This is a genomic window from Chitinophaga ginsengisoli (assembly GCF_003014595.1).
Lineage (GTDB): Bacteria > Bacteroidota > Bacteroidia > Chitinophagales > Chitinophagaceae > Chitinophaga > Chitinophaga ginsengisoli.
Map to the genome: position 1 here is coordinate 60,475 of NZ_PYGK01000001.1, position 12,604 is coordinate 73,078.

General features: G+C 45.4%; 12 protein-coding genes. 6 read left to right on the top strand and 6 right to left on the bottom strand.

The features are described from left to right. Positions 1–82 precede the first annotated feature (82 nt). Positions 83–2,215: a S9 family peptidase gene (locus CLV42_RS00260; protein ID WP_106599901.1), complete on the top strand. Its 2,133-nt coding sequence runs from the start codon at positions 83–85 to the stop codon at positions 2,213–2,215. Between the two features lie 1,482 nt (positions 2,216–3,697). Here CLV42_RS00260 and CLV42_RS00270 read toward each other — a convergent pair. The 3 genes from CLV42_RS00270 to CLV42_RS00280 form a co-directional block, all read right to left on the bottom strand. Further along, positions 3,698–4,036 carry a tRNA-binding protein gene (locus CLV42_RS00270; RefSeq protein WP_106599903.1) on the bottom strand — a complete coding sequence of 113 codons (339 nt, stop codon included), beginning with the start codon at positions 4,034–4,036 and terminating at the stop codon, positions 3,698–3,700. Positions 4,037–4,403: 367 nt separating this feature from the next. Continuing rightward, positions 4,404–4,958, bottom strand: a complete 555-nt coding sequence (gene lptC / locus CLV42_RS00275; protein ID WP_106599904.1) for an LPS export ABC transporter periplasmic protein LptC — start codon at positions 4,956–4,958, stop codon at positions 4,404–4,406. Positions 4,959–5,052: 94 nt separating this feature from the next. Continuing rightward, positions 5,053–5,688, bottom strand: coding sequence for an LON peptidase substrate-binding domain-containing protein (locus CLV42_RS00280; RefSeq protein WP_106599905.1), 636 nt, complete (start codon positions 5,686–5,688; stop codon positions 5,053–5,055). A gap of 127 nt (positions 5,689–5,815) precedes the next feature. Between CLV42_RS00280 and CLV42_RS00285 the strand changes: the two genes are divergently transcribed. Next, complete coding sequence (locus CLV42_RS00285; RefSeq protein ID WP_170117345.1) at positions 5,816–6,868, top strand: glycosyltransferase family 4 protein; 1,053 nt, start codon at positions 5,816–5,818, stop codon at positions 6,866–6,868. Between the two features lie 19 nt (positions 6,869–6,887). Beyond that, positions 6,888–7,931, top strand: a complete 1,044-nt coding sequence (locus tag CLV42_RS00290; RefSeq protein WP_170117346.1) for a glycosyltransferase family 4 protein — start codon at positions 6,888–6,890, stop codon at positions 7,929–7,931. 51 nt (positions 7,932–7,982) lie between these two features. On the opposite strand, the gene CLV42_RS00295 is transcribed toward CLV42_RS00290, so the two are convergent. Further along, positions 7,983–8,855 (bottom strand): glycosyltransferase family protein, encoded by an 873-nt coding sequence (locus CLV42_RS00295; protein ID WP_106599908.1) that lies wholly within the window; start codon positions 8,853–8,855, stop codon positions 7,983–7,985. Between the two features lie 60 nt (positions 8,856–8,915). Between CLV42_RS00295 and meaB the strand changes: the two genes are divergently transcribed. Then, the gene (gene meaB, locus CLV42_RS00300) at positions 8,916–9,815 is read left to right on the top strand and encodes a methylmalonyl Co-A mutase-associated GTPase MeaB (protein WP_106599909.1); all 900 of its coding nucleotides are present in this window, start codon (positions 8,916–8,918) and stop codon (positions 9,813–9,815) included. A gap of 256 nt (positions 9,816–10,071) precedes the next feature. Further along, positions 10,072–10,392, top strand: coding sequence for a DMT family transporter (locus tag CLV42_RS00305; RefSeq protein ID WP_106599910.1), 321 nt, complete (start codon positions 10,072–10,074; stop codon positions 10,390–10,392). Between the two features lie 11 nt (positions 10,393–10,403). On the opposite strand, the gene CLV42_RS00310 is transcribed toward CLV42_RS00305, so the two are convergent. Beyond that, entirely contained in the window at positions 10,404–11,678 is a 1,275-nt protein-coding gene (locus CLV42_RS00310; RefSeq protein ID WP_106599911.1) for a chloride channel protein, read from the bottom strand. Between the two features lie 315 nt (positions 11,679–11,993). Between CLV42_RS00310 and CLV42_RS00315 the strand changes: the two genes are divergently transcribed. Further along, positions 11,994–12,260: a DUF2024 family protein gene (locus CLV42_RS00315; RefSeq protein WP_106599912.1), complete on the top strand. Its 267-nt coding sequence runs from the start codon at positions 11,994–11,996 to the stop codon at positions 12,258–12,260. 96 nt (positions 12,261–12,356) lie between these two features. Here CLV42_RS00315 and CLV42_RS00320 read toward each other — a convergent pair whose 3' ends face one another. Beyond that, positions 12,357–12,566: a hypothetical protein gene (locus tag CLV42_RS00320; RefSeq protein WP_106599913.1), complete on the bottom strand. Its 210-nt coding sequence runs from the start codon at positions 12,564–12,566 to the stop codon at positions 12,357–12,359. Between the last annotated feature and the right edge of the window lie 38 nt (positions 12,567–12,604).

The following is a 12,604-nucleotide window of genomic DNA, read 5'->3' on the forward strand; positions in this document are numbered from 1 at the left end:
ATCCGTAAATTGAGGTTGATCATTTCTTTATTTGATTATTTTTTAGCTCTTTTACAAGGAAATTTTACAACAAGAGCTAAACATGCATACAACACGTTACGGGTCAGCCTGTTTGACAGTGCTGAGCTTTCTCAGTCTCAGCGTGCAGGCACAGGACAAAAAAGACCTGTCATTCCGCCAGATCTTCAGAGGAGAAACGACCGGCCTTTATCAACCACTACCCTCCATCAGGGGATGGGCTGACGACACACACTATATCGAATACCGCACTACGGGCGGTGCCTCCAAAGCCTGGAAGGTAGATGCCGCCACCGGCAAAGCTGAACCTTATGCTACCCCTCCGGAAGGAGCGACCGTACAGGTACGTGATCACGATATCATCTATACTTCTGCCGAAGGCACCGAAACAAAACTCACCAGTGATACCGCCCAGGAAAAGAACCCTACACTTTCTCCTGACGGTAAGTATGTTGCCTTTACCCGCACCAATGACCTCTACAGCATTGAGATCGCCACTAAGAAGGAGATCCGCTACACCACAGACGGCTCTGACGTAGTCTACAACGGTTGGGCTTCCTGGGTATATTACGAAGAGATCCTGGGCCGCGCCTCCAGATATCGCGCTTTCTGGTGGAGCCCCGATAGCCGTTACCTGGCATACATGCATTTCGACGATTCCAAAGTACCCGTCTTCCCTATCTACAGTGAAAAAGGACAGCACGGCTACCTGGAAAACACCCGCTATCCTGAAGCTGGCGACACCAACCCAGCCGTGAAAATAGGTACCGTGCCTGTAACCGGTGGCAAAACCTTATGGGCTGACTTCAACGAGAAAGACGACCAGTACTTCGGCGCCCCTTTCTTTACCCCTGAAGGACGCCTCTGGGTACAGTGGATGAACCGCGGACAGGACAACCTGAAGATCTACGAGATCAATCCTGACAACGGCCAGAAAAAGGAAATTTATGATGAGAAACAATCCACCTGGATCGACTGGTATGACAACATCCCCTTCCTCACAGGAGGCAAAGGGTTTATCCTGAGAAGCGATAAAAGCGGCTGGGCACACCTCTACTGGCATAACGCCGATGGCTCACTGAACAAACAGCTAACTTCCGGCAACTGGACAGTAAAAGACATAACCGCGATCGACAATAAACAAGGCATCATCTACTTCACCGCCCGTAAGGAGGCCTCGCCCCGAATAGACCTCTACCAGGTTAGCATGAAAACGGGGGCTATCACCCGCCTCACCTTCGGCGATTACTACCACGCTGTAGACATGAGCCCTAATGGCAGCTATTTTGTAACCACCTACTCCAATCTGTCCACTCCGCCCAGAATGGCGCTGCTGAACAATAAAGGCAAGGTGATCAGGGAACTCGGCGATGCCAGAGGCAGCCAGTTCGGCCAATACAATCTCGCCGGCACCGCCATGCAATACTACAAGACCCGTGACGGCCTGGAACTTCCCATGACTATCACCATGCCATTCAACATGCAGCCAGGTAAAAAATACCCTATCCTGATCAGCATTTATGGCGGTCCTGATGCCGGTTCCGTATACGACAACTGGAAGATGCCGCTCAGCACCCAGTGGTGGGCGCAGGAAGGCGTTATCCAGGTTGTCATCGACAACCGCAGTTCCGGACAGCTGGGTAAAATGGGGATGAACTACATCCACCGTCAGCTGGGTAAACGTGAAATTGAAGACTATATGGATGCCGCAAAATGGCTGAGGGCACAGCCCTGGACTGACACCACCAAAGTTTGTATCACTGGTGGCAGTTTTGGCGGTTATATGACCTGTATGGCACTAACTTATGGCGCAGATGTCTTCACACATGGTGTGGCTAACTTTGCCGTAACTGACTGGCAGCTGTATGACAGCCACTATACGGAACGTTATATGGATACGCCGCAGGAGAATCCTGAAGGTTACCGTATTACTTCTCCTATCACTTACGCTGATCGCTATAAAGGCCTTCTCCGTATCGTACATGGCACCATGGATGACAATGTGCATATGCAGAACAGCATTCAGTTTGTTGATAAGCTGGAGAACCTTGGGAAGCATTTTGAATTTATGGTGTATCCGGGTGAACGGCATGGCTGGCGTAACAGCGTCAAGAACAGGCACAGCGATAATGAAATGTACCGTTTCATTTATAGTTATCTGCTGGAGCGTCCTTTTCCAAAGGAATTTGAGCAGTAATGATCTTTTTGATATTCTTCCGGAGCCGGTTAGCGTTATGCTGACCGGCTTTTTTTTGCTGGCTTTTAGTAGGAGATTGTTGATGGTTCCGTTTTGTTGCAGCTCTCGCTGCGGCTTCAGGTGGGCCCTCGGCTGAGTTCTTTGAAGCTGCTTGTCTATGGGGCCTGGGAAGGTCGTATTGGGCCGTTGGTTGGTTAATTAAACCCCTGGTGGGGCGTATCGGCAGCTTCAAACAACTTAGGCCTTGGGGCTCCACCTGAAGCCTTCCGCTACTTCGGGGTTCCGATAAAAGGAAGACGGCAGTTATTTAGTTGGTATTCCTAATGCGATGGAAATTACAGCAATTGATTTCTGCAATTGAAAAGGCATTTCATTCCCCTCGTCAGAAAGCACCCGATAACCCGTTTTGGCGCAGGAAAGGGGCAGGTGGGAATCCCTGGCCTAAGTTATTTGAAGCTGTTGATACGCCCCACCAGGGGTTTAATAGATATCCCAATGCCCAATACGACCTCCCCAAGTCACCCAGACAAGAAGCTTCAAAGAACTCAGCCAGGGATCCCACCTGCAGCCTTTCCGATAAACATAATCCAATACCCATGAATCGGGCTAATCCAAAGCCAGCTGATAAGCTCCGCTGTTATTTTGAGATACGTCAGGGACTAAAGGCTAAAAGCAGAAAAAACGAAGGCAAGAAGGCTCAGGAATGGCAAAGGGACATATTCCATCCGTGAACGTATGGATTTACCGGTTTAACGTTATCAGGAACGCCAGCAAAATAACCCTCATTTCCGGTGAACGTATCTCTTTTACAGGTAAACGTCCAGGAGAGAAAGGACACATTACGGGCCCATCGCGGGTACGTATAATAAGTCAATTTCAGTATTAAAAGAAGGAAAACCGTTGCTGGGGAAGGTTCTGGGTTAAAAGACGAAGACTTCAGGAAAAAGAAACGGGGCTGCAAGACTACAGCCCCGAAAAATTTTAACCATATCTTTATTGAAAAACCTGTACCAAAGGTGCGCGTATTTTGCATACACTCAAAGGCCATTCTAGTGAATGCTATATTTTACTTGGGGAACGTATCGAAACAGAAGGTGAACGTATAAGGATAAGTAGGGAAAAAAATACCCATTTTCAGGGGTTTTCTGGGAGCCTTTCCGAGGCTTTCTAGATAAGTATAATTGAAAGTCAATCACTTGAGGCAAATAGAGCTTAGAACGGGGAACGAACTCTAAAATAGAAGGGCGGTAAGAATACCGCCCTTGTAATAATTTTAACCATATCCTATGAAAAACCTGAGCCAAAGATATAGCAGGCTCCCATGTCATGACACGCCATTTCCGTGAACGTTATAAAATAGTTCGTAAAACAGCCTGTTTGGATAGGTCAGCAATCATATACTAAATATTATCATATTATATTAATTTTCAATTGTATATTTTCACTATTCAATAGTGAATATACTATCAATAAGTTATCATTTTAGGCAATTCTTAGCCCGTTAGCAACAGTTTTATCGGGCCGAAGCAGCACAATTTCCTTGTCGTTACCAACAACTCCCAGCACCAGACACTCCGAAAAGAAGTTAGCGATCTGCTTTACGGGGAAGTTTACAACCGCTACCACCTGTTTTCCAATCAGCTCCTCACGGTTATATAACTTCGTGATCTGGGCGGAAGATCGTTTTATACCTAATTCCGGTCCGAAATCAATAGTCAGCTGATAAGCCGGATTCTTAGCCTTTGGAAATTCAGCCACCTCAGTAATCGTACCCACCCGGATCTCTACTTTCTCAAAATCTGCCCAGTTAATTGTCCCCATATTAGAAATCTATAAGTGGAAAATAATAAAAAAATAGTAGTAGTCAAACTAATACAATAATTTTTTAAACCATATCCCAGCGAAAACGTTTGTAATACATTCTCATGATAACTATCATTAAACCAACACTTAATAAAACACCTCCGATTTCAAAGTCAGATAAGCCCCGTAACAGATGCTGGTGTCAGATAAACTTTCGTGCTTATATCAGGAAAAATCCTGCTATTTGCACATACTTAATGGCATGGTTCTTGCGTTTTTATAGAGACAAAATTTTAGGTTAAAAATAGGTTAAAGCGAAACGGCCCGACATTGCATATGCAATGTCGGGCCGTTCTCGTTGTGGCCGGATAAGCCGGTAATATTGTTACTGTGCCATCGTGCTGTCCTGTATAGTAAACGGACCACTCGGGTGCAGAATCGTGTAATCACTGAAATCCTGGTTGGATTCTAATCCCGTACCATACAGCGTGTCAGTAACAGTGCTGATACGTACCGGTTTGTTTGACAGGAACTTTTGTAGTTTGGAATCCCAGTTCAACTCTTCACAATCCAGTCTTTCCCCCTTTTTGTTGATCACCACTACATGATCTTTGAGGAAGATGTTAGCATCGTTCTCGAAATACTTTCCGTACCTGGCGGTGAGGGTGCTTTCCACATTAAGGCTGTCATTGTAAAACAGCACTTTAAGCCCTTTGCTAAACTCAACATATACAGGAGGTTTCAGATGCCTGAGCATCACCGGCGCCGTCAGCTTCGCTTTTACACGTCCCGTCTGGCTGTACATGGATTCTATATCTTTTCCCTCTTCAACGGCTGTAGTACTCTTATCGAGGTTCATGATGGCATTCATATCGTTCTCACAGGATACCATCGCCAGAAGAGAAAAAACAAACGCTAAACGCGCTATAATTCTGTTCATATTCGTGATTAATGGAGGCCCAACGCGGGCGTTTTTCGGCCCCAAATGTAGACAATCCCCGGCAAACCAGGAACCCGGAAAGGGAGGCTTCCTTTTAGATATCGCCGGCAGTCAGATTCCTGAAATGGCCGTTCAGTTTCACCCTGTCTTTCAGCCGTTCCATCTCCGCCATTACCGGTATGACTTTCAGCAGGTGGCGCTTCAGGTACTCCAGGCGCTGCAATTCCTGGAAAAGGTGAAGCACCTCATATTCCTCATGCAGGGACAGTCCGGCATGATGGGCAATATCATATGCCACAAGCTCTTCATCCGCCTTTTTAAAGGTCTTGCTGATCTGCAGGATGTGATGCAGCTCCCTCAGAGCCTGCAGTACCTGTGCCTGCAGACGCACATTACTGTTGGAATGATTCTCAGGGTAGGAAACGATCGCTCCTGTGAACATCTTATCGGGAATACTCCTAATCACCTCCAATATCCTGAATACTTTAACACCGCGGGTTACTACATCCATTTCTCCATTATCATAGGTTTTCTCTACCCTTACGATTTCCACCAGTGTACCATACTCCACCATTTTTTTATCGATCACTGCGGGAATGCCAAACGGTTTATTATCGGCAATGCAATCTCTGATAAGCTGTTTATATCTCGGCTCAAAAATATGCAGGTTCAACTGCTCATCCGGGTATACTACAACACCAAGGGGGAATATTGGAATAAAATTCGTCATATAGCCTAAATTATAGAATTAGTCGTTACCAATGAAATATATAAGGATCTTCTCTATATTTGCCCGATACGCTGAAAAGAATCTGACGGGACGATAAAGCTCTCAGCTTCAAATCTAAATGTTATCCATGCGGCAAATATTGTTTGATTGCGAGAAAATGAGATACGCCAATACCGGACTCTTTGAGTACTGTAAACAGTTCGGTAACGCGCTGCTCCGCAACAAAGCAGCAGATGAAAAAGTTGTGTTTTATGTGCCGGCCAATCGAAAAGGTTTTTTTGGTCCGCAGGAACAATATATCATCAACAGGAAATTGCATCGCTGGTTAATGCCCTCTTTCCCGCAGTTGAATATCTGGCATACATCTTTCCAATCTTCTCATTTCCGACCGTCCAACAAGAATACCAGGCATGTGCTGACTATACACGATCTCAACGTTATTCATCAGCAATCCATCTCTCCTGCAAAGAGAGACTCCGTATTAAAAAAGATACAACGGAATATAGACCGCGCAGACCATATCGTTACCATCTCTCGGTTTGTACTTGAAGATGTCAAACAACACCTTGATCTTCACAACAAACCCGCCAGTGTGATATATAATGGCGGCACGCTGGAAACCTTTCCGGACTTCGATAGCCCGGCATACCAGCCTCAACGCCCTTTTATCTTTGCAATAGGCAGTATAGATACTAAAAAGAACTTTGCAGTACTGCCGCCGCTGTTGCAGGATAATGACTATGAACTGGTCATTGCAGGTCCTATTTTTGACGAAGCCTATAAAGAAAAAATACTGGCTACTGCAGCCGAATACCAGGTAGCTGATCGTGTGAAAGTGCTGGGTAGCATCTCCAGTCAGGAGAGATACTGGTATTATCACCGTTGTACAGCATTTGCATTTCCATCGCTGGCGGAAGGATTCGGCCTGCCGGTTGTAGATGCCCTGAGTGAAGGCAAGCCCTGCTTTCTCTCTGATAAGACCAGTCTGCCGGAAGTAGGTGGCCCCTTGTGCTATTACTTCCGCGACTTCTCAGCTTCACATATGCAGCAGGTCTTTAAAGAAGGCATGCAGCATTTCAACAACACACAGCCTGTTACCGCTATGAAGGAACGGGCCGCCTCCATGACTTTCGATCATGCGGCAAAAAATTACTTACAGATCTATCGTAGTCTCTACTAACTTATCCTACTTTTATCATATGCATCATATCGGTTTAGACTTCGAGAAATTAAAATATCCTCATAACGGTCTGTACACCTTCTGTATACAGCTGGGCCAACGCCTGCTACAGCTGAAGGCAGACGACGAACAACTGAGCTATTATCTGCCTGCCGGTTTCAAAGACTTTAAAGGCGATTTCAAAAAGATCCCTTACAAATGGTATCACCGCTATGCCTTTCATCCGTCCGAAATGGATATATGGCATGCTGTGCATCAGACAGGTAATGTATGGCCACGAAAGAAAGCGAAGAAGACCATCCTCACTATTCATGACCTCAACTTTCTTTTTGAGCCCAATAAAAGCAAGGGGGAAAAAAGCAGGGCACTGGAAGCGATACAACAACAGGTAGATGAAACCGATCATATCGTTGCCATCTCTCAATTCACACTGAACACTATACAGGAATATATCAAGGTGCCTAAAAGTAAATGCAGTATCATTTATCAGGGCTCCGAAATAAAAGAGTTTCCTGGCTTCGATGCTCCACAATACCGACCTACAGTGCCATTCCTGTTCGCTATCGGTATGGTCCTTCCTAAAAAGAATTTCCACGTATTACCAAAACTGCTGGAGCATAATGACTATGAATTGCTGATAGCAGGAAAAACGCCGGGCGATTATTTTAAGAAAATAGAAGAAGAAGCGGCGAAATACGGTGTAAGCTCCCGTGTTAAATTACTCGGCAGCATCACAGATGAAGAGAAATACTGGTACTATAAAAGTTGTAAAGCCTTTATGTTCCCCTCTGTGGCGGAAGGTTTTGGCGCACCTGTGGTGGAAGCTATGCATTTTGGCAAACCTGTTTTCCTTTCAGACAAAACCAGCTTACCTGAAATAGGAGGCGATGCTGCCTACTATTTCAAACAGTTCGATAAAGAACATATGCAACAAGTATTAGAAGAGGGATTAACACATTATGCCGCCAACAATCCGGCTAACGCCATACAGCAACATGCGGGAAAATTCAGTTGGGATACTAACGCGAGAGAATATATCAAATTGTACAGAAGCCTGTATTGATCATATTTACAGGGCATCAGGAATGAGTACAACCCATTCCTGATGACTGCTTTAAATAACTTTATAATTCCTGTAGTCGAATAAACGTTTACCTGTCGCCTTCTCTATCCAGTATAAAATATTGTCTTTAAAAGAGAATTTCTTCCGGCTGATATCATGTGAGAATTGCCAGTTCTTCTTTTTGATCCGCTCTTTCATCACTTCAGGATGTGTGCCTTTAAAAGGCGCCAGTGAGTCCACTTCGCCATAATCGAATGCAGCAATAGCCACACGATTAGTGACCAGTTCTTCATTAGTACCATGATATAACTGAAAGGAATTGTTCAGTTTCTGCGCCTGTGTCTGCGGATCTTTTACCCATCCGTAATGATACATGCTAGCATTCACACGCTTCACATGTAGTTTCTGTCCTTCCTTTCTAAAACCTTGCGCATCGCGGTAAGAAGAGATACGCTTATCATTGCGGATCACCCTGATCTCATGCTGATACCACGTACGTGAATCGCCGATATAATCATAGCTGCCGAAGAAGTGCATGTACTTAAACAGTAATCCTTCCACGCGCTTGTCATCAAGGTGTTCCTGCATGGCTGCACGAATAGCAGGATAGTCCTGTTCATGCACCACTTCATCTGCCTGTATATAAAATGCCCAGTCAGCATCAGGATTGACGTGTGCAAATGCTTTATCTGTTTCTACTGCAAGGATACGGCCTCCTTCTTTCAGAGAATCATCCCATACGGAATGCGTGATCTTTATCTTGGGAGAGCCGATGGATTGGATCAGTTCCAGGGTACCATCATCACAATTACCCACGCTGACAATCACTTCATCACACAATGGGAGAATGGAGCTGATAGCTGCAACTACCGGATAATCATACTTTACCGCATTTCGAACAAAGGTGAACCCTGATACTTTCATATAGGAGATATAATGTTTGCGAAGATATATAATCAATAATGAATTACGTAATTTAGATGCATGCACCAGCCCCTCTTAACTGCATTACTGAATAAAGAAATCAAGGCCCTTGCAAGGAGTATTTCACTTGTTGAAAATGAAGCTGCCGGCTATCAGGAATTACTGGAAGCTCTTCCTGTGAACAGTAATACCCGGGTGATAGGTATTACCGGTCCTCCGGGAGCAGGAAAAAGCACACTCGTGAATGCGCTGATAACTTTCCTGTTGGGTCAGGACAAACGCATTGCGATCATCGCCATTGATCCTTCTTCACCATTCAACTATGGCGCCTTACTGGGCGATCGCATCCGTATGGGACAACACTTCGACAACCAGCAGGTATATATCCGTTCTATGGCCAGCAGAGGGGCTTTAGGTGGCCTTAGCCCTAAGATCATAGAAGTCAGCGACCTGATAAAAGCAGCCGGGTTCGACTACCTGTTTATTGAGACGGTAGGAGTAGGACAGAGTGAAGTAGAAATTGCAGGTATTGCCGACACAACTGTGGTGGTGGTAGTACCCGAAGCAGGAGATGAGATACAAACGATGAAAGCGGGGCTCATGGAAATTGCCGATATCTTTGTGGTCAATAAGGCAGACCGGGATAATGCAGATGAATTTGTTAAGAACCTCAGATTACTGGCACATAGCAGGTATAAAGAAAACTGGGAGATACCGGTTTTGAAAACTATCGCTACCAGGGAAGAGGGATTAGCTGCGTTGGTCAACGCGATTACAAGTCATCAGCAACAAGTGCAGGCCAATCATCAGCATCATGCTTTATTGCTGGCAGAAAAGGCCTACCAGTTATTACAACACCGGCGCATGAAAGATGTGAACCGCCGTGCACTCCAGCAGCAGATATTACAACAAATGAACAGCGGTGCATTCAACCTCTACAGGTTTGTGAGTAGTTACTAGCCCCTTAAGATTATGTATCTTTGCATCCGTGTTAAGGTTTCCTACATATCATATCTCCATCGCCTATGCCGTATTCCATTATGCGGCCGGCAACGACGAATCCTGGTTATGCAGGTAATGTCATGCTGTAACATTACACAATAACACCATTGCTATAACACGTAACACGCATATTCCCATTATACGGATTGCTGCTAAGGCATTATGGCCGTAAGGGAGGATCTGCAATTTTAAATATCATTAAAACGCATTCATCATGGCCTGGATATTCCTGATTATCGGTGGATTATTTGAAATCGGCTTTACCATCTCATTGAAATATTCTGAAAACTTTACACGGCTCTGGCCTACTATCGGCTTCTTCGCCTGTATCTCGCTGAGCTTTCTGTTCCTCAACAAGGCTATTAACAGCGGACTTCCTATCGGTACTTCCTATGCCGTATGGACGGGTATTGGCGCTGCCGGCACCGCTATTGCAGGTATGCTGTTGTTTAAGGAACCAGCAGCATTCTGGCGCCTGTTTTTCCTCTTCATGCTGATCGCTTCTATAGTAGGATTAAAAGTAGTGGCTGAATAAATCCGCCAGGGTTAAGAGACATTTTCAGGTAGCACAGCCGGCTGTGCTACCTTCTTTTTTGCCAGCAGGAATACCACCAGGTATGCGGCAGTACATCCGCAGATAACCGGCAACAGGGCATTCGTAACATGGGTAGTTTCTATAGCAAAAAAGATAGCGGCAGGCAGTACCCTGTTTCCTCCGGCAAACATGGCCGTCATGCCTACCAAAGCTGCCAGCGCAAAGTTCAGCTGCACCGCGGGGAACATGAATTGCAACAGGAAGGTAACAAACAGGCCCAGGGCTCCTCCGGAAACTAGTAAGGGGGCCATTGTCCCTCCCGGGATACCACTGCCTACAGTAATACTCATCAGTAATAATTTCCCCAGGGCCATTACTACAAGGAATTGCAAGGTCACCTGCCCCAGCAGGAGGCTGTCTATATGTTCATAACCCGCCCCCAGGATCTCGGGGGAAAAATATCCAATTATGCCGGTGAGCATAGCTCCTGCCACAGGCCACCATAATTTATCAACTGGTAGCTTCCGAAAGAGATGGCCTATTCCATTGAGCATCTTCCTGGCGAGGATCGCTACTAACCCAACCAATAATCCGGTAACGGTATACCCCAGCAATGCCGGCACACCCGCCATTGTTACCTCCGGCATCATAAATATGGCGTCGCTGCCGCGCAGCAGGTAATGTAACAGCATACCGGTTCCTCCACCCAATATGACGGCGGTAATACCTACCCAGGTCAGTTCAACCATCAGTAATTCTATAATTAGGGCGATAGCCGCCAGGGGACTTCCAAAAAGAAATGCAATACCTCCCGCTATAGCTGCTGCTGCCAGGATCTGTTTCTCCCGGACGCCGGCTCTTTTTACCTGGCTGACCGCCACAAAAGGCATATCAGCCAGTGCACCTTCCAGACCAAGCGGGATGCCTGCGTTAATGGACAGGATACTCTGCACAGGTCTTAACAGTTGCCTTACCCTGTCACCGGCATAACGTAACACAAGCGCTATAAGAAGGGTAACAATGACCGGTATCAGCAGGACCATTAAATTGTGCTCGTCCAGATCTCTGGACATACCAGGCAGTCCGCAATAAGTGCTCAGCGCCTGCATAGCCATGATCAGCCCTTCTGTTATCATAGCGGCCGCAGCGGCTGCTATAATCGACAAACAAAACAATACTGGGATATTTCTTCCGGGGATGGTATTCACAGGAACGGATGTTTCCATATTTACAGGGGCCGAGACGGGAATGCCTCCTCTGATAAATAACTGGAAAATGCTTCTCATAGCTGGTCAGGTTTAAACACCCAATTTACATATTCTTCACCGGAGGATTCACTACCGTACAATTATCGTCTACATTTGTTAATCGGAAGTTAATGTATATCAAGAAAGGGCCAATATTTTAGTTAAAAATTTAATTTATTGTTAATTGGTATAAACAAGATTAGTAGTATTCCCTTCATTCTCGCTTATCCGTTTTAGCACTGGTAAATAAGATGTTAAATATTTTACCAGTTTCTTACCATTCCTACTTTTGTATCCTACCTGATCCGTTATATGATTCACTATATTCTATGACCTAAAACTGAATACACTACTATGGAGGTTGCTATCTTTGACACCTACGTCAAGCGTCGTGAGGGCGGTTATATGCACTTCGACATCATCGTATCCGCCGATACCAATTATGAGAATGTGCTCACCTTTGGCAATGCATATCTCAAGTCGAAATCTATTGAAAAACAATCTGTTTCTTCCAGGGACTGCCGGTTTTGTCATGTACAGGAAATGATCCCCATCTGGGAACAAAACATCCTGCAACAGGGCTACCATATTTATGAGATGGAAGGCTGCAGTAACAAATAAGTCAAGTCGTAAACTGTATCCTAATAAGAACATCAAAGGAGGTCTGGTATGAAACCGGACCTCCTTCTTTCTTTAATATCCTGACGTGATTATTCTTTATGCTTCACGGTTGTTCCTGAAGTGCCTGAACACCATGATACCAATGATTATCAATGGTGTGGCTGCCAGCATCAGGATACCATTATTTAATCCTTTTGCAGGACCTTCTCCCAGTTGCTGAGCTGTTTTGGTACAAAGCGAGCATTGCGCCATTGCCTGCACACCAGAGTATAATATAATCACTAATAACCCAATGATCTTTTTCATACAGTAAATTTAAGCATTCCTCTCATTCCGGCCGTTAC